This is a genomic window from SAR324 cluster bacterium, assembly GCA_015232315.1.
In the GTDB taxonomy this organism is placed as follows: domain Bacteria; phylum SAR324; class SAR324; order SAR324; family NAC60-12; genus JADFZZ01.
In genome coordinates this window covers 181,714-199,496 of sequence record JADFZZ010000001.1, presented here as the reverse complement: position 1 = coordinate 199,496, position 17,783 = coordinate 181,714, and the positions used below count along the sequence as shown (strand labels likewise).

The 17,783-nt window shown below is 46.1% G+C and carries 14 protein-coding genes; 11 read left to right on the top strand and 3 right to left on the bottom strand.

Annotation, left to right across the window (positions count from 1 at the left end; translation table 11 throughout):
• Positions 1-2: 2 nt before the first annotated feature.
• The 4 genes from HQM11_00795 to HQM11_00780 all read left to right on the top strand — a co-directional run bounded on the left by HQM11_00795 (position 3) and on the right by HQM11_00780 (position 2,610).
• Positions 3-317, top strand: coding sequence for a hypothetical protein (locus HQM11_00795; protein ID MBF0349535.1), 315 nt, complete (start codon positions 3-5; stop codon positions 315-317).
• A gap of 28 nt (positions 318-345) precedes the next feature.
• Positions 346-1,365 (top strand): hypothetical protein, encoded by a 1,020-nt coding sequence (locus HQM11_00790; protein MBF0349534.1) that lies wholly within the window; start codon positions 346-348, stop codon positions 1,363-1,365.
• Positions 1,366-1,577: 212 nt separating this feature from the next.
• On the top strand, positions 1,578-1,964 hold the full coding sequence (locus HQM11_00785; protein ID MBF0349533.1) for a hypothetical protein: 387 nt from the start codon (positions 1,578-1,580) through the stop codon (positions 1,962-1,964).
• Positions 1,965-2,091: 127 nt separating this feature from the next.
• The gene (locus HQM11_00780; GenBank protein MBF0349532.1) at positions 2,092-2,610 is read left to right on the top strand and encodes a chemotaxis protein CheD; all 519 of its coding nucleotides are present in this window, start codon (positions 2,092-2,094) and stop codon (positions 2,608-2,610) included.
• A 66-nt stretch (positions 2,611-2,676) separates the two neighbouring features.
• Here HQM11_00780 and HQM11_00775 read toward each other — a convergent pair whose 3' ends face one another.
• The gene (locus tag HQM11_00775) at positions 2,677-5,688 is read right to left on the bottom strand and encodes an Hpt domain-containing protein (protein ID MBF0349531.1); all 3,012 of its coding nucleotides are present in this window, start codon (positions 5,686-5,688) and stop codon (positions 2,677-2,679) included.
• Between the two features lie 250 nt (positions 5,689-5,938).
• Here HQM11_00775 and HQM11_00770 point away from each other — a divergent pair, with 250 nt between their 5' ends.
• From HQM11_00770 to HQM11_00755, 4 genes are all read left to right on the top strand, one after another.
• Positions 5,939-6,403: a hypothetical protein gene (locus tag HQM11_00770; protein ID MBF0349530.1), complete on the top strand. Its 465-nt coding sequence runs from the start codon at positions 5,939-5,941 to the stop codon at positions 6,401-6,403.
• A 182-nt stretch (positions 6,404-6,585) separates the two neighbouring features.
• Complete coding sequence (locus tag HQM11_00765; protein ID MBF0349529.1) at positions 6,586-8,070, top strand: VWA domain-containing protein; 1,485 nt, start codon at positions 6,586-6,588, stop codon at positions 8,068-8,070.
• 219 nt (positions 8,071-8,289) lie between these two features.
• Entirely contained in the window at positions 8,290-10,488 is a 2,199-nt protein-coding gene (locus tag HQM11_00760) for a PAS domain S-box protein (protein MBF0349528.1), read from the top strand.
• Positions 10,489-11,055: 567 nt separating this feature from the next.
• Entirely contained in the window at positions 11,056-11,322 is a 267-nt protein-coding gene (locus tag HQM11_00755) for a DUF3144 domain-containing protein (protein ID MBF0349527.1), read from the top strand.
• A 25-nt stretch (positions 11,323-11,347) separates the two neighbouring features.
• Here HQM11_00755 and HQM11_00750 read toward each other — a convergent pair whose 3' ends face one another.
• On the bottom strand, positions 11,348-11,932 hold the full coding sequence (locus HQM11_00750) for a DUF3782 domain-containing protein (protein ID MBF0349526.1): 585 nt from the start codon (positions 11,930-11,932) through the stop codon (positions 11,348-11,350).
• A 195-nt stretch (positions 11,933-12,127) separates the two neighbouring features.
• Entirely contained in the window at positions 12,128-13,675 is a 1,548-nt protein-coding gene (locus tag HQM11_00745) for a hypothetical protein (GenBank protein ID MBF0349525.1), read from the bottom strand.
• 23 nt (positions 13,676-13,698) lie between these two features.
• Here HQM11_00745 and lpxB point away from each other — a divergent pair, with 23 nt between their 5' ends.
• The 3 genes from lpxB to HQM11_00730 all read left to right on the top strand — a co-directional run bounded on the left by lpxB (position 13,699) and on the right by HQM11_00730 (position 17,694).
• A complete protein-coding gene (gene lpxB / locus HQM11_00740; GenBank protein MBF0349524.1) occupies positions 13,699-14,859 on the top strand; it encodes a lipid-A-disaccharide synthase in 1,161 nt (386 codons plus the stop codon).
• Between the two features lie 64 nt (positions 14,860-14,923).
• On the top strand, positions 14,924-16,357 hold the full coding sequence (gene tldD / locus HQM11_00735; protein MBF0349523.1) for a metalloprotease TldD: 1,434 nt from the start codon (positions 14,924-14,926) through the stop codon (positions 16,355-16,357).
• Entirely contained in the window at positions 16,354-17,694 is a 1,341-nt protein-coding gene (locus HQM11_00730; protein ID MBF0349522.1) for a TldD/PmbA family protein, read from the top strand. The genes tldD and HQM11_00730 overlap by 4 nt, the downstream gene beginning before the upstream one ends.
• Positions 17,695-17,783 lie beyond the last annotated feature (89 nt).

Sequence of the window (17,783 nt, the reverse complement as noted above, 5' to 3'; positions counted from 1 at the left end):
TCATGGCAGAAAAATCATTTAAAACCGGAGACTTTCTCACAGACCGGATATGTGAAATCCTTGCGTTGCATACAGGTTTTACCTTTACGGAAATTTGTGAATGCTATGTGCAATTGAATTCTCTGGATCAATTGCGAAAGGCCATTCAAATCGCGCAACGCAAGGAACTCTCTTTGCAATCCGTGATTGATCAGGGATTGTTGAATGGCGATGTCGACGCAATCGTTTCACGTAAACGGTCGTCAGGATCAGACAAAGCTTCCATCAGTGTGGGACTGAATATTAATTTGGGTAACAGGGTTAAGAGTAACTCATGATGATCAATCTTTTTTAACAGCCAGCCTTATGAAATTCCAAAAACGTCTATTGTTGTCTATCCTCTTCCTTTCATGGCAAGTGAGCACCGCTTCTGCTGGAACTCCCGCAATCAGCGGTGAGCTTTACAGCGGATTGCATAGCCTGACTCCTGAAAACTCGAAACAGGGCTATTCCCAAACCTTGATGGATTATCGGGCATATCTGACGTTGGAGGATTCGCTGGTGGTGAATGAGCAGGATAAACTCAGCATTGGTGGAAAACTTACACTGTTGAGTGACACTACCGGTACAGCCCCCTACGAAGCCTATGGCGAACTGTCCAAAGGAATGTTCAGAACCAGAATGGGCTTGATTGACGTTGGTGGTCGAAATGGAATTGCCTTAGGCCATGAATTCATGACAGAACTAGGCAAAACCCATCAGGGATCCTACGGTAACAATGACCATGCCCAACCCAATCTTGAGGTCAGCATTTTCCCCATTTCCGAAGCAGAAATTTCACTGGCGTATAGCACGCATAGCGGAGATATATCTGTTGCGGCCGATGATAATCAGGGCAATATTGGTGTCGCCAATTTATTAGGAAAAGTGGATTTTGATTTCTTTGATTTTGGTCTGGAATATGAAGCCAAATCCTTCACCGACAATGATTTCAATGTGGATGCTACTGGCGCGAAAAATGCTGTTAAGAAAACAGAATCCTATCTTGGCCTTTCACTGTCCTTCACCTTCCTGTCCCAAAGCCTCACCCCGTTCCTGAATCTGGGTAGTTCCGGTGTGAATGATGGTGCCGGTGAAATCAAGAATGTCGCTGATGTCAATCTGGGTATCGACATTGATCTGACCCGCAATCTGGGCACCACGTTCGCCATCGAACAACGGAAAGTGGACACCATCAATGTCCAGAACATCTATCTTGGTCTGTCCTACACTCTCGCCAAAAAACTCATTTCCCGCGCAAGCTACTGGATGTCTGATCAAAAAGCCGCTGACGGTCTGGAAAACCTGAAATCCCAACTTGATCTGGAACTGGCTTATTTGTTTTAAATCAGACCACCCAACAGGCTTAAATATAGCTAAGGAATGGCAAAAGAATACGTTGTAAAAGTTTGCTCATGCCCTACGTCCCGAGGGCATGTCTCCCTCATGCGAAGTATAGCTTCGCACCCACCGCTGGGTACTGGAACGGTTACGAACTTCCCATTCGTAACCAGAAAGTTTTCCATGTTATTTTTGAACATTCCTTAGCGGAGTAAAGAATGCCACGAATGATTGATGTGCTGTGTCCGCACTGTGGAACAGTTGAAGAGATTGACAAGGAAATGGATTATTTTGAGGATGAAGATGCACCAGTAGAATGCACGTGTCCAGATTGTGGCTATCTTTATCGTCGGGAATTGCCGCCTCTGGTTCGACTTCATTTACAAAAAGAATCTGTCAGAACCGCCTTGACGCATAAATGGAAACTTGCGGATGAAACAACACCTCTGCCTGAAGAAGTCAGGAAACTGCTCGCCAAGGAACTGTTTGATCCATGCAGTTGCGGAGACCATGCCCCTGCGGACATTGACAGTCATGAACCAGACTGCCATGTTCACGGGCACAGTTTCATGAAAAAACCGCTACCGTCCTGTGAACAAGAGTAGGCACACAATTAAAAATGATACGATATCCTGTCATGATTCGAATCTTGAGTGATTGTGATCGGAGTCATTACGGTATAGAACATGCAAAAATGTGTCTGATTTTTATTTTTTAACGATTCGGACACCCATGATTGTTAGAACAGTAACTGATTTCCCTTATCTCAAACCGGGGTATGGCTACATCCCTGAGACACCGGAAACCCTCTTTGCGGTGGTGGGTTCCGGGATTGTGGTCACATTATATGATTCCAGAGTCCGGTTGGGTGGAATGACCTATTACTGTTTTCCCTGCCGGGAACCGGAAAAACCCTCCACCTCCTATTATGCAGCACCTGCGATCATTTCGCTCATACAGGAAATGCTGAGTCTTGGGGCTTGCAGAGAAGACATTGAAGCTCAAATTTTTGGAGGAGCCTGCAATCCTGAACATGAATTGTACCAAGCGGATATTCACGAACAAAATGCCAGAATTGGAATGGAAATACTTGATAAACAGAATATTTCTGTGACCTCTCAGGAAGTCGGCGGGAAACGGGGAAGAAAAATCGGCTTTAATACCGGCACAGGTGAAACCGCAGTCATTAAAATCAATTCCATCCGTTCCGTAGACTGGTATCCTCAATCCTTTGTCAATTTTCTGGAATAATCCCACGTCTCAGAGCTGTAGAGACATGTATAACGCGTCTCTTCGAGTGCCCGGGATAAAAGCGTTTTATTGCAGTGCCATAAAAAATTTCGAGGTATCCAAAATCATGCTGATGCTGCCGTCACCAAGAATGGTACAGCCTGACAGATATGGTAAATCACCCAAATATTCAGGCAGAGCTTTGATCACAATCTGCTGTTGTCCGATGAGTTCATCCACAAACAGACACAATCTGCGGTTTTCCGACTCAATGACTATCAACAGACCGTCATTCAGGTCGGTGATCTGAGTCGGAATATGATGCAGTCGATGGAGTCTAATGACGGGCAACAACTGTTCCCTGATCTGTATGACCTCTGTTCCATCAGACATCCGCGTGATATCTGTCTCTTTGGGTTTGACAGATTCCTGAATTTCAACAATGGGAATCGCATAAACAGAGTTTCCTACCTTAACCAGCATGCCGTCAATAATTGCCAGTGTCAAAGGCAGCCGGAGTACAAATCGTGAGCCTTTTCCCTTTTCTGAAAAAATATCAATGCGCCCGCGAAGTTGTTCAATATTTCGTTTCACGACATCCATCCCAACGCCTCTACCAGAGAGATCCGTCACTTGCTCGGAGGTTGAAAATCCCGGTGCAAACACCAGATTCCAGATTTCATTGGGTGTTAATTGATCTTCAGGAGATACAATATTTTTTTCAATGGCTTTGGCCAGGATTCGTTCTTCATTCAATCCACGCCCATCATCCTGAATGATGATCAATATTTCATTGCCCGCATGTTTGGCTTCCAGACGGATGTTGCCGGTTTCCGGTTTTCCGGCGGCTTTTCGTTCTTCAGGCGTGTCAATTCCATGATCCACCGCATTCCGTACAATATGAAGCAAAGGATCCGCAATTTGTTCAACCACCGTCTTGTCCACTTCTGTTTCTTCACCCACGAGATCAAGCACGACAGGTTTATTCACTTTTTTGGAAACATCGTGAACCACGCGGATCATTTTGCGAAAAACACCGGAAACCGGAATCATCCGCATGGACATGGCGACTTCCTGTAAATCCCTGATGTTTTTGTTGAGTTGGGTGATAAACTGTTCTGAATATTCATTTCCTGCGATATTGTTCAAATGATTGGCCAGCATGGCCTCACCAATCACGAGTTCTCCAATCAAATTGACCAGTTGATCAATCTTGTCTGTGCTCACCCGAATTTCCTGGCGAACCGTCGAGGTTTTCGTTGCGGCTACGGGGATCGGATGTTTGTGCTCCACAGCAGATTCTCTGGTTGCCTGTGCGACAGATGATGACGGTGGCGTTTGAGCTTTTCCTGACGAAACAGTTTTTTCTTTTTCTGTAACATTGAGTACAGGTTCAGCAGGTTTCTGTTGCGCCGGTTGTTTATTTTCCGTAGGTTGAGTCCCTGTTGCTGGCGCAGACCTGGTCGATGGAACAGATTTTGGTGGAGTTGCTGACGCTTCCGGTTTGTCAGGCCTTCCCTGCAATGCGGATAAAAGCTGTTGTTCTGTATCAACATTCAGGGATGCGTTCAGATTGATTCCCTGGCTCATGTTTTTGAGATGCTGGCGTATCACATCAATATATTTCAGCAGGGCCTGAATATGATTTTCATGAATAATGATTTTTCCATCACGTATGTTTCCCAGCAGATTTTCGGCATGATGACTCAAGGATTCAATGGGCGAGACATTTAAAAAACCGGCATTGCCCTTCACGGTGTGAACATTACGGAACGCCGTATCAATAAACGCACTCACGGAATCATCCTCAGGCAATTGCGAAATGACCAGCATGGCATCTTCCAGAGACTGGAGTTGTTCAAGGCCTTCATTCACAAAAATCTGATTCATTTCCGGCGTGATGGTTACTTTATACTCAACAATCGGCTGATCATTATTAACGGTTACAGCAGGTGATTCTGCCTCTTGTTCGTCACCGTCCCCATGTTCCGACGATTCCTTCTCTGAATTATCTGGCAATTGCACAGAACTGGTATCAAACGCGTCATGTTGATCCGGAAGCCTGCCGTCAATGAGCGCTTCCAGATGTTCTTCCAATGGTCTGAAAAGGGCGGCATTGATCTGTTTTCTGGACTCAATCTGTTTGAAACCCTGTCTGATTACATCAACGTACATCAGCAATCCCTGAATGGCGGCCTCATCTATTTTTCGTGTGCCCTCACGCACCTCTCCCATCAAATTTTCAGCACGATGACTGGATGATTCAATCGGTTGTACATTTAGAAATCCCGCGTTTCCTTTCAGCGTATGAACATTGCGAAACGCTGTTTCAATGAATTCATGTTCTGCCGTATCCCCTGGAATCTGTTTCATGACCATGAGGATATCTTCAAGTGACTGAAGTTGTTCTTCACCTTCCTGAATAAAACTGGCCATCATTTCTGGTGTGATGGAAATGTCAGCACTGCCGATATCGATCCATTCAGGTGGCAGGTCCGCCTGCGTTGAGGACTTTATTTGTGGCTGTTGAGGTTGAGTCCCGGCGATTGGTTGAACAACAGCTTGTTTTGGTGCGGGTGGGACTTGGTTTTTTTGGGGTTGCGTCGCTGGAACCTGCTGAGCAACAGGCTCTTTAGGCGCTGGTTTTGTTTTTTGAGGAATTCCTGTAGCAACCTGTATGATTTTTTCGTCCTGCAGTCCCGCATAAATTTGTTCAAGATGTTGAATGAGTGTGCCAACTTCATCTTCAAATCCCTGATCGGAATATTGCTGTTCCGTCTGATCCAGCATCTTATGCATCAGATCGCAGGATTCTGTGAGTGTATCCACATAATCAGGATTAAATTTCCGGGGTTCCTTGCGCAAGACCTGCAGAATATTTTCTGAACGATGGGTGAGACGCTCAATATATTTCAGATTGAGAAAGCCGGCCCCCCCTTTGATGGTATGAAACAAGCGGAATACATTGTTGATTCCCGATTCAATTTCTTCCGTGGAAGTTACAGATGTCAAACCGATCAGAATGGGTTCAAGGGTTTCCATCATTTCGCGGCTCTCTACGACAAAAGCCTCTACCAGTTCTCTGATTTCAGATTCCATTTTTCGATTGCTCCAGACGTTAACAATTTCATGAGGTCAGAATATAGCTCTAGCAAAGCCATTATGACCTTGCAATATTAAAGATAGGAACCCTAAAAAATGATTTATTTAATTATTTCATAATTTCTTCACATCCATCTCTTGCGAAGAGCTTTCCAATATGTAAAAAACTTCAAAAGATTATGAGAATGGCAAGGTACCATTCCATGATATATGACTGTTTCATTCTTTGAATCATGCATGAGGTTTCATGAAATATCTGTTCTTGTCTGTTATTTTCATCATGATGCTAACCGGATGTTCTGAGCGGGATTCAGCAGAAACCTCCAGGCAGGATGGCTTGGATATTCTACCTGGAAACTGGCAACAAACTTCCGGTTATGAAGTGGACTATGGTTGCAATATTACGCATCACTATGATCCGACCGGCACCTTTGATATCTACAATCGTGGCAACGTGACTGACGAAAACAGGGGAACATGGGAAGTGATTTCCGGTGTGTTTCATTCAAAAATGAAGGGAACCCGTCTGGAAGTCTATCTGGAATTCAGAGGTGACAATTCCCTGAACGGATGCAATGGCAAAATCAGCGATTTACCGGGGTTGTCAGGCTCAGGTTTCTATTCGTTCTACACCCTTGGAGAAGATTCTTATTTTGATGTCTATAAATCCGCTACAGGGGGAAGCCCCATCGCCGTGTTTAAACGATTTTAAAAATCCACCACAGGTCTGTTATGCCCGGAAAATATAAAAATTATCGCAGATTTTTTCGCTCATCAGCATTTCTGATTTGTTTATTTGTCCTTTGGTCAGGAATTCCATCCTGTTCGGATTCAAGCAGTGACTCAAATTCGACAACAACCACAACCAGTTCTGACCACGCATTTAAAATAAGCATGAAGGATGGTAGCACCTATCTGATTCCGGAAAACATAACCCGGCTTTCGATTGTAAGCGACACTGTGGATGGTGCCCTGTTTCAGGATACCAGCGGGCATGTTCATGGTTTTGTCACAACCCTGGATATGAGTGCGACTGCCGCGACAACTGCCAGTGGAGCCATGGATCTGATCATCCCGACACTGCAACAGTCTTTGGGGATCACCTCGGGAGAAAGCATCCTCGCTGTCGCTGTAGCCACATCAAGCGCTGGTAAAACAACTGGCGGTGCCGTGAATGGAAACTACTCGGTTCCTCTGGCCACAGCCACAACCGGTCATGAACTTGTCCTCAAAATTCTGGAATCTCTGGGCATAAAAAACTTTCAGGTTTCCGGCACTGTCGTGAATGGTTCTGCCACTCAAGCCTTCCGCTTGCAAGTCTCGCTGCTTTATCGCAACGCCGCCGACGTACTCCTTGCCGCGGCGGTTGTTCCAACCACAAATTATGACGTTTATCAGGGCCTGATCAATGGAGCCGTCAATTTTACAAATATCATTAATTATGGAATCACATTGAAGACAACCCGGAATATCTTCACTGCTGGAGAACGGATTCAGAAAGCGGATTTTCTCATGGTTGTTGATAACTCCGGAAGCATGAACGAAGAACAAGTGGCCGTGGCCAACAATGCCACTAATTTTTTCACCAAGCTGGCCAATGCCGGACTGGATTTCATGATCGGTGTGATCACTACGGGTCCAACATACAAAGCCGCTTCAGAAATTGATTTGGATGGAGACATTCTGCGCGGAACAGGTTTCACCAAGGATAAAGCCAGTTTTGAGACAGCGGTTAAAGTTGGTATTGACGGCTCGGGAATCGAGTCCGGACTATACTTTGCCGAGAAATCGCTATTAGCCGGGGGGACTGTGGTAACGGCAGGATATCCACGGTCAGGCGCTACGCTATCCGTGATTTTTATCAGCGATGAACGAGATCAGTATTCATCCTACGGTTCGAATGCCGCCTTCAATTTTGAGTCAAATTTGTTTGTCGACAATGGTTATCTGGCACATGCGATTGTGGCAGATCCTGACACAGGTTGTTCGGGGACGGGGGGAAATGCTTCAGGCAGTGAAGACTATAAAAAGCTGGTCAATAAAACAGGTGGAACCTATGGCAACATATGCCAGGCTGATTATGGCGCAACACTGGATATCATTATCCAGCAGGCACGAGGCGGACGTTATCAATTAACCGAAAAGGATGTTCCCTATTCCCGCATCCAGGTCACCGTCAATGGTGTTGAAATACTTCCCTTGAGTGGTGAAAACGGCTTTTTATATAATTTCGCAAGCAGAACGATCACATTTTTTGGAACCGCCATTCCCCAGGAAGGTGCGGAAGTCATAGTGACCTATAAGTATCCTCAACTCAATCCCGGTTTTCTGAACCTCCCGGAAAACACTGAGCCTTTGGAACGGCAAAAGAATCACTAGTCGTCTGATACGTTCTACAGGATTATCGGTAAAGTCTCTTGACACTTACGAAAGAAATGAGGGAAAGATCCGGACTCCGGGATCTCATTTCTCACATCTCATCTCTTCCCTGTTTTACGGATGAATGGCTACCCTGTAAAAATCAGGCCATTGGACAAAACTTATCTGGACCACTATCAGTGGCTATTCCGTCATTAATACAGGGATTTCAGGATAAACATGCTTATGCCTATTGACCTTCCAACTCTTGCGTTTATCCATGGCATTATCAATATCTTGCAGGTTCTTGTCCTTGTCGCCCAATATCGGATCAATAAAACCCATCAGGGAACTGGCTGGTTGGCGCTAGGGCAGACCCTGTTATCAGTGGGTTTTGTCTTCAATCTCTTGCGCCATCACCCTAACTTTGGTTTGATTGCGATAGTTTCAAATAACATCCTGTTCCTGGGGGGCTTTCTGTTTATCCATACAGGATTCCTTCGATTTATGGATCAGAGAGAGCAATGTCGGCCCCTCCTTCTGTTCTTTACTCTGGCGATCCTGATCACAATTTATTTCACCTACATCCAAAATGATTTAACGATTCGCCGCATCAACATATCCGTTGCGATAGCCCTGGTTTGCTTTCTGATTGTCAGAAGCCTGTGGCTTTACAAAAAAAATTCTTTCACAACGTCTGCCCGGTTCCTCATCGTAGTGTTTTTGATCAATGGGGGATTATTTAGCTTGCGGGCCATAACACCTCTGATGGGCGGTGTAAACGGTGGCCTCTTTAGTGATTCAGAAGTTCAGGTCACCACCTTTATGGTAACCTTGATCACCAGTACCCTATGGATCTTTGGTTTTATTTTAATGGTCAATCAACGATTGACTGCGGAAATTCAGGAATCCAAGGAAGAGTTGGAACTGTTTTTCAATACCAACCCCGATTCCGTCCTGGTGACACGTCTGGATGATGGCTATATTTTAAGTGTCAATGATGGATTCTCCGCATTGTTTGGATTTTCGCGGTCTGAGGTGATTGGCAAAACAGCCCTGGAGTTGAATATCTGGAAGAATCCAAAAGATCGGCAGAAGACGGTTGAAACCTTGAAAGACAAAGGGAAAATTCAAAATCTGGAGTTCCAGTTCCAAAGCAAAGATGGCAGTCATTTCATCGGAATCATGTCCGCCAGAATCATTAATTTGCAAGGGAATCCCCATATTATCAGTGTTACCCATGATATCACCAGGCGCAAGCAGGTGGAAGAAGCTCTACAGCAGAGTGAGGCACGTTATCGGCTTATTTCTGAAAATGCGGCTGACGTCATCTGGACGATGGATCCCTATAAGGGACAGTTCACCTATGTCAGCCCTTCCGTAAAAAAATTAAGAGGATACACTCCGGAAGAAATCATGGTTCAACCCGTAAATGAGGCACTGACTCCAGAATCACAGAAGGTCGTAGAAACTACGTTACGTGAGGGGATGACTAAATTTCTGACCAGAAATTTGAAAAGTCACATCACCTCAACAGAAGTAGATCAACCGTGTAAAGATGGCTCCATCGTCAATACTGAAGTGACCACAAATATTGTTCGCAATTCGCTTGGAGATGTGGAAATCATCGGTGTGAGTCGCGATATCACCAACCGCAAACTTCTCCAGAAACAGCTTGAACAAAAAACTCAATTGATGGAAGCCGAACTGCATCTGGCGGCTGAATTTCAAAAAGCAGTACTGCCCTCCTTTCCACAGGTATCCTTTCTGAATTTTTATTCCCTATATCTCCCATCAAGAGAGGTTTCAGGGGATCTCTATGATTTTTCCATAAACCGGGATGGTGCCGTGAATGTTTTTATCGGAGATGCTACCGGTCATGGAATTTCTGCCGCCTTCATGACCATGATAACCCAAATCGGACTAGACAGTATTTCTCCTCACCTCTCCACAAACAAAACGCTCCAACTCCTGAACAGGTTGTTATTTAAAAAAACAAAGGCCGAAAAAGCCGTGACAGGAATCTATCTGCGAATTTTCCCGGAGGGTCGATTGCAGACATGTAATGCCGGACATCCCGGATTGATTCTTCTGCCGGCAGATGGCTCTCCGGAAAGAAGTATGAAAACAGGCGGGCTTCCTTTGGGAATGTTTGACAATCCAGCCTTTGATTATCAGGAAGAATCCGATCATCTGATGCCAGGCGATCGAATTTTTCTGTATACGGATGGCATCACCGAATGGCAAAATCTCCAAACCGAACAATTTGGAAGGCGACGCCTCATCAGATTTCTCAAACAACACCAGAATTCTTCCCTTCAGGAACTCAGTGAACACTTGATATCCCATCTCAAAAAATGGTCCCCCAATACTCCTTGGGATGATGACATTACATTACTGTGTTTTGAATATTCCCCGGCGGTTCAGACCCAGCCATGATGTTTTCGTTACGCTTGTGAAAGGGAAACGTTGACGCTGGTTCCCTACCACCAGTGAGGCTCCTCCCAATCCTTCCTCTGAGGGCATTCCGCTGGTCTGTGAAATGGCACCGGAGGTGCATTATGGAACGATTCCCGATGAGACGCAGGCACCTCACCGTTTGACTATGGTCATCGTTTTGCCAATGATCGGGGAAAACCATACAAGGCAGTACCGGGAATGATAGCCACGGGTTACGTTCCGGGGCTACCGTGTGCAAAAGAGATTTTTTCGAGCCGAAGGCGAGAAATCTTGAAAATCAACCACGCAGTTCTAACTTGGGAACGCACAAAAAATAACATGGAAAACTTTCTGGTTACGAACGGGACGTTCGTAACCGTTCCATCTTTTACAACTTATTCTTTTGTCGTGCCTTACAATTTGCCCTTCAATGTCATACCAGCGCAGGCAGGTATCCAGTCCTTTGCCGGTGAGATGGACTGGATATCTGTCTGCGCTGGAACGACAGCAAAGTGTCAACTACTTTTGAACGGTGCCTGTTTTTTAAATATTTTTTAGCAATTTTTTATGACTACATGGACTCCAGAACATCAGCAAATCGCCAAAATTCATGACCATCTGACCAACGCCTTTATTGAACTGGCCAATCAGCTTCAGGAAAGTTACAGCCCCGCGTTGATTGCCTCCGCCATCAATATGGCAGGAGCAACCTATGCGGTTCATTCCATTCATCTGCTGGAAGGTGAGGTGAGTGAGGAAAAACAGGAAGAACTCATTGAAGTTTACCGTACTCGATTGGAGCAGGCCCTGGAAAATTACCAGATTGAAGAATGATGCTTTACTTCATCAATTATGATCCTCAGAAAAGTTGCGGTTTGAAATCGGCAGGGGTTTCCATGGAAAACAGGCCATCGTGGATAGCGGCCAGAAACAAACCAGCTTTCAAAACAGCATCCTTGGCGGATTCCTGCGCGTCCACATACGCCACCACGCCCTTAATGGTTTTTTCTGCGAATTCAGGAAAAAACTCACGAAAGCGTTTCAGGGTTTTGATCACCTGTTTCACCTCGCGCTTATCCAGCGCGCTTTTAACTTCGATGACATACAGTTCATTGACTTTGCCGTTGGTGTAGGCAATGGCATCCACTTCAGCGTGTTCTCCAGCTTTTTTGCGTTTCAACCTTGTTGTGAAGGTATCCATGCCAAACTGTTCTTCCATGATTCTGGACATGGAAGGAAACGCCATGGCTTCGGTAAAGGTGCCAAATTTGTTGCTCAAACCACCAATATTTTTGGATAATTCCTTGAGTTGGCGATCTGTTTCACCAAATTTTTCTTTGAGTTGGCGATCTGTTTCACCAAATTTTTCTTTAAGTTGGCGATCTGTTTCCTGTTGGGCAATGGCCAGACTGGCCACCAGTTCCTTGAGTTCCTCGTCAGTCATGGTTCCTCAATAGCATTGCAAAAAATAAAATCCCAAAGACTCGGGAGGACTGTTAATGGCCGCTCGGGGTTACGTCCCCGGGAAGGAACCGGGACGTAACCCGAGCAATCGGCTCGGATATGATTAGTGCTTTATAAAAAGCTGTCACCATTCTGGCAGAAAAGTTTTTAGAGAGCAAGCAGGATAAGGTTGGGGTCAGTTGGTCTGTTGTTGAAGGTGTTCATTGATACTGGTGATTTCAATAAACGCGTCTGTTCCTTCCTTGAAACGCTTCCAGCCAGTATGATGGCGAAAGATCAATTCCTGATCATGGCAGAGTTGTTTGATATACGTCAGTAACAATCGTTTTTGTTCCAGAACATATTTTTCTTTACTGTCGGGCAAAACCTGACACGCCTGTTTCGCATACGCCAAGGCCCGGTCTCCGGCTCCCATTCGTTCATAATTTCTGGCAATTTGATGCAATGCGTCCGAATAAAGCGGCTTCCAGTGTGGATGATGCTTCAGTTTGAGATATGACAATGACGTTTGATTGTCTCTGTCTTTCAACAGCAGCGTCCAAAGTTCCTTCACCAATTCTTCGGACAGGCTTTGTGACAAAGAACTTTCCATGACAGACTGAAACTGATTTCTTGACAAAAACTGTTCTTTTCGGGACTGCCTCATGGCACGCACCACATCTGCCGGATAGCGAAAATCGTCTAAAAATTTCAGCACCGCATCCGTGATGAGGATACCGCCCTTTTTCATGTGCTGGCCGGTGCCTTCAATCTGCTGAAAATGATGATTGGCCATTCTGACCAGATCTTCCTTTGTTTTTCGCATCGCGACCACATCGTTTCGTTTGAAGGGCGTGATTGCCCATTCGCCCTCATTTGAGAAATCCCGGTTATAGCGGTCTACGAAATGCTTCAGGAGTGTGGCATTGCCAGGTTGCGTGAAGTGAATCATTTCCTGGAATAAATGGCCGAGTGCGGAATGCGCTCTCATTTTACTGAATATCCCTCGTGAATGAGCCGGTGGTCTCTGTTCCAGGTAATCCAACACAAATGAAAAATGAACAAACGCATCATAAAAACATTTTTGTTTCAGATAGTGTTGTCCCAGCCGGAAACGCGCGACCGGTTGGTCGTTCTGGGTGGCACCTGTATGAGATAGACGCTGTTGTCGGTGATAAAGATAACGTAACTCCTGATGAATTTTTTGTTCATTATCAAATTTTTCACTGTATTTTTCCGGAAACACAGAAAAAATATGGACTATTAAAGCGGAAACCTTAATATCAATCGCTTTATGATCACACTGTTGATACATTCTTAAAAAATCAACACTCCTGAATACCCAGTTGATCTGCTGTTGTGAATTCCTGACATTTCTAGCCAGACGCAGACAAAGATTTGCCAGATACAGGAGATGATTTTGATAGGTATCCTGTTTTTTTTGTTTGAGGTAAAATCTCAAATGCTGATCCACCATGACCGGATCCAGTTGTTTGCGGGTTTCGGCCTGTTGACGCAGCTCACTGAGGTAAACCGGGGGATGTTCCTGAAAAAACCGGCTGTACAACTTGCGGTCCTGCTCCAGGGTTTCTGCCCATAAAACACCATGTTTTTGAAATATCCGGGCTTCATGACGGAATTGTTCAGGAATCCGGATTTCCGGAGACTCCATCAATCTTTCCAGTTCATGTGAGAGCAATTCATCCAGTTGTTTCAAGCTCATTTCCGGATCTGAAGCATTCATGACATCACACTGATCAAGGTTTTATGAAACTGTTTATGGTTGCGGGTGAAGCCTCCGGCGATTCGCATGGAGCCGCTCTGATTCGTGAATTGAAACAACGACAGCCTCAACTGGAATTTTATGGTGTGGGCGGTCCCAAAATGATCCAGGCCGGATTTCGATCCATTGTGCCGATCAATCAACTTCAGGTCCATGGACTGATTGAAGTCTTGCGGCATCTGCCCCGCATGTTCCGTATTCTCAAACAACTGAAACAGTCCTTGTCCTTCGAAAAACCGGAGGCGGCCATTCTTATCGATTATCCCGGGTTTAATTTAAAACTGGCGGGACATATCAAACATATCGGCATTCCTGTCATTTTCTTTAACAGTCCCCAGGTTTGGGCCTGGAGAGCAGGCCGCCTCAAAACAATTGTGCAGGTGGTTGACAAGATGGTGGTTTTGTTTCCTTTCGAAGAACCAATTTACCGGAAACTGGGCATGAATGTCACCTTTGTCGGTCATCCCCTGCTGGATGAAGGGATCCCACAGGATCAGGTGCAACAGTTCAGGGAACCGTTCCATGCCAGTGGAAACTCACCACTGATCACCATTGCGCCGGGAAGCCGTCCCGGTGAAATCACCCGAATCATGCCTGTGTTGGCAGAGGCCATGGTTCTGTTGCATCAACGGTTCCGTCAGGTCCGGTTCCTGCTCCCGGTTTCTGAGACACTGCCAGTTTCCCTGATTGAGCAATATCTCGAAAACAAGTCTTTACCGGTAAGCGTGCTTCCGGGAAAATTTCTGGAATGTATTTATAGCGCGGACGCGGCGGTCGTTTGTTCTGGAACAGCCACACTTCAGACAGGATTGGCCAGGATTCCGTTTGTGATTGTTTACAAGGTTTCCGCCCTGAGTTTCTGGATTGCCAAAAAACTCGCTAAAATCCAATTTATTGGCATGGTCAACATTCTTGCCGGCCGCAAAATTGTTGAGGAATTGCTTCAGAACGATCTCAAAGCCGAGGCCGTGTTCCATGAGGTGGTCCAACTGCTGGAAGACCGGGATTACCGGCAAACTATGATTGGAAGTCTTGAGGAGATTCGCCATGTACTCGGCGAAACTGGCGCTTATTCACGTTCCGCCGACTGCATGATTGAATTTCTTGATCATGCGGAAAAACTATCTAGTTCCACCAACGTTTAACAGACCTTTTTTCAGGAGACCAGTCATGGCGTCCAATGAAGCGTTGTTATCACAAAACCCGTTAATGTCCTATTCTCCATCAGGAATTTTTGAAAAACAGATGGGAGTTGATGACGCTGTGATGCGCCGTGTTCTGTCAGAGGCCTTGAGAAATGGTGGTGATTACGCTGATTTGTATTTTGAGTATACCTTCCGTAATTCAGTCGTCATGGAAGAACGAATCATTAAAAATTCTTCCAGAGCCGTGATCACAGGGGTTGGAATCCGTGTGCTGAAAGGCGATCAGACCGGCTATGCCTACAGTGAATCGCTGGATATCAAACCGATGCTGGAGGCCGCGCGTTCCGCCGCCGCCATTGCTTCCGGCGGTGCTGTCAACCTGGCGAACGCCTTTCGCTTCAATGAAAAAATTCCACACAATTATTATCCGGTGGTTCATTCAGTGACAGACATGGACCTCACCCGGAAGATCAAACTGATTCAACGCACCGAAGAAATTGCCCATGATCATGACCCACGGATTATCAAAGTGACGGCATCCGTGTCTGACACCCTGAGATTGATCCAGATCGCAACGTCTGAAGGCTTGATTGTCCGTGATTCCAGGCCGATGTTCCGGTTGAATGTCCATTGTGTGGCCCAGGAAGACAAACATATCCAGTCCGCCAGTGCCGGAGTCGGTGGACGCTATGGCACAGAGTTTCTGGAAGAGGCAGATCATGCAACATTGATCGCCCGTGACGCCGCCTCAAAAGCACTGTTGCTGTTGAGCGCCAAACAGGCCCCTTCCGGAATGATGCCCGTGATTTTAGGTCCCGCACAATCAGGTATTCTGTTGCATGAGGCGGTCGGACATCCGCTGGAAGCTGATTTTAACCGCAAAGGCACCTCGGCCTATAGTGGCCGTCTTGGTGAAAAAGTAGCCTCTGAATTGTGTAACATTTATGACGCGGGAATCATTCCGTTTGACAGAGGCGCGATCAATATGGACGATGAAGGCAATTTGCCCGGAGAAAACGTGCTGATTGAAAAAGGCATATTGCGGGGATACATGCATGATCGCATCAGTTCAGCTCATTTCAACACACCCGCAACCGGCAACGGTCGGCGTGAATCCTATGCGCACTATCCGTTGCCACGCATGACTGTGACCTATCTGGCAAATGGCGAATCTGAACCGCAGGACATCATTGCTTCCGTCAAACGCGGGATTTATTGTGAATCGTTCAATGGCGGGCAGGTCGATATTTCCAATGGAGATTTTGTGTTTGTTCCCACCATCGCGTACATGGTGGAAGACGGGAAAATGACCTACCCCATCAAAAATTTTACTCTGATCGGAAATGGTCCTGACGCCATGTCACGGGTAACAATGGTCGGAAATGATTTCGCGTTCAGTGAAGGCATCTGGACCTGCGGAAAAGACGGACAGAGTGTTCCGGTAGGTGTCGGGTTGCCAACAGTATTGATTTCAGAGCTTACAGTAGGAGGCATGTGATTGCGGAATATAAGGAACTGGCACGGGAAATTATTGAGTTTTCAAGAAAACAGGGTGCGGAACAGGTGACCGTAACGCTGGGCAGCGCGGTGTCGTTTCAGGTTGAAATCAGGGAACAAAAAATCGAATTGCTGAAAGACGCACGCTCAACCGGCGTCCATGTCATTGTCGCAAAAGACCAGAAACGATCCTCCGTTTCATCCAATGATTTAAGAATTGAGGTCTTGAAACCGTTGATCATTGACACCCTCGGATCATTGCCCTTTATGGGCGAAGATCCGTTTTACTGCCTGCCTGATCCAGAACTCCAGGGTCGTGCGGAAGGCAATCTGGATTTTGTGGATCCTGCTTATGAGTCGTATGAGGCCTCAGAAAAAATCAGGCAGGCGATGGAACTCGAACAGAAAGTGCTGAAACTGGATGCGCGTCTCAATTCCGAACAATCCTATTACACCGACAGTATCTCTCATTCGGTCTATGCGGACAGTAACGGTTTTGCGGATGGAAACACCAAAAACATCTTCAATATCGGCATCTCGGCCTTTGTGGAAGACCATGATCCCGCGGGAATCAATACCGCACGGAAACAGACCGATGGCTGGTACAGTTGCAATCGCCGCTATCACAAACTGGATTCTCTCGACAAAATCGCGGAAATCACCCGTGAACGGGTTTTGCGAAAAATCGGAGCGGTCAAGCCAAAGAGCACGGAAGTTCCAGTGGTTTTCAGCCCCGAAATGGCACGCAGTTTCATTGGCAATCTGGCGGGCGCGCTCATGGGAGAAAATGTGTTCCGGAAACATTCTTTTCTGGCGGACAAGCTCAATGAATCCATTGCGAGTTCAGAAATTTATCTGATGGATGATCCACTGATGCCTGAAAAACTCGGGAGCCGTTATTTTGACAGTGAGGGTGTTAAAGCCAAACCGCTGGTGCTGATTGAGGAAGGCACCCTGAAAAATTACATGCTGTCCACGTATTCCGCAAAAAAAATGGGAATGACCACCACCGGCCATGCCAGCGGAATCTCCAATCTGCTGTTGCGACCGGGCAATGTGACAGAACAGGAACTGATTGAAAGTGTGAAAGATGGATTGTACCTGACTTTCATGTCAGGTCAGGGGGCCAACCTGACCACAGGAGATTATTCAAGGGGGGCGCAGGGAATCTGGATTCGTAATGGAAAACTGGCGGAACCGGTCAATGAATTCACCATCGCCAGCACTTTCATGGACATGCTACGAAATATCCACATGATTGCCGATGAAATTGATGACCGCAGTTCTATTCTTGCACCGGCATTCAAGGTGGAAAAAATGTCTATCAGTGGCGCATGAATTGTTGCTGTAAATTTTCTGGTGACGGCAACCGATTCAAGCCATCGCGCGGTGTCATTCCGTGCTTGACACGGAATCCATCGGCGCAC

What these genes read in the sequence shown, in the direction of transcription:
- HQM11_00795 (MBF0349535.1), top strand. Translation starts at nt 3, where the DNA reads ATGGCAGAAAAATCATTTAAAACCGGAGACTTTCTCACAGACCGGATA.
- HQM11_00790 (MBF0349534.1), top strand. Translation starts at nt 346, where the DNA reads ATGAAATTCCAAAAACGTCTATTGTTGTCTATCCTCTTCCTTTCATGG.
- HQM11_00785 (MBF0349533.1), top strand. Translation starts at nt 1,578, where the DNA reads ATGCCACGAATGATTGATGTGCTGTGTCCGCACTGTGGAACAGTTGAA.
- HQM11_00780 (MBF0349532.1), top strand. Translation starts at nt 2,092, where the DNA reads ATGATTGTTAGAACAGTAACTGATTTCCCTTATCTCAAACCGGGGTAT.
- HQM11_00775 (MBF0349531.1), bottom strand. Translation starts at nt 5,688, where the DNA reads ATGGAATCTGAAATCAGAGAACTGGTAGAGGCTTTTGTCGTAGAGAGC.
- HQM11_00770 (MBF0349530.1), top strand. Translation starts at nt 5,939, where the DNA reads ATGAAATATCTGTTCTTGTCTGTTATTTTCATCATGATGCTAACCGGA.
- HQM11_00765 (MBF0349529.1), top strand. Translation starts at nt 6,586, where the DNA reads ATGAAGGATGGTAGCACCTATCTGATTCCGGAAAACATAACCCGGCTT.
- HQM11_00760 (MBF0349528.1), top strand. Translation starts at nt 8,290, where the DNA reads ATGCTTATGCCTATTGACCTTCCAACTCTTGCGTTTATCCATGGCATT.
- HQM11_00755 (MBF0349527.1), top strand. Translation starts at nt 11,056, where the DNA reads ATGACTACATGGACTCCAGAACATCAGCAAATCGCCAAAATTCATGAC.
- HQM11_00750 (MBF0349526.1), bottom strand. Translation starts at nt 11,932, where the DNA reads ATGACTGACGAGGAACTCAAGGAACTGGTGGCCAGTCTGGCCATTGCC.
- HQM11_00745 (MBF0349525.1), bottom strand. Translation starts at nt 13,675, where the DNA reads ATGAATGCTTCAGATCCGGAAATGAGCTTGAAACAACTGGATGAATTG.
- lpxB (MBF0349524.1), top strand. Translation starts at nt 13,699, where the DNA reads ATGAAACTGTTTATGGTTGCGGGTGAAGCCTCCGGCGATTCGCATGGA.
- tldD (MBF0349523.1), top strand. Translation starts at nt 14,924, where the DNA reads ATGTCCTATTCTCCATCAGGAATTTTTGAAAAACAGATGGGAGTTGAT.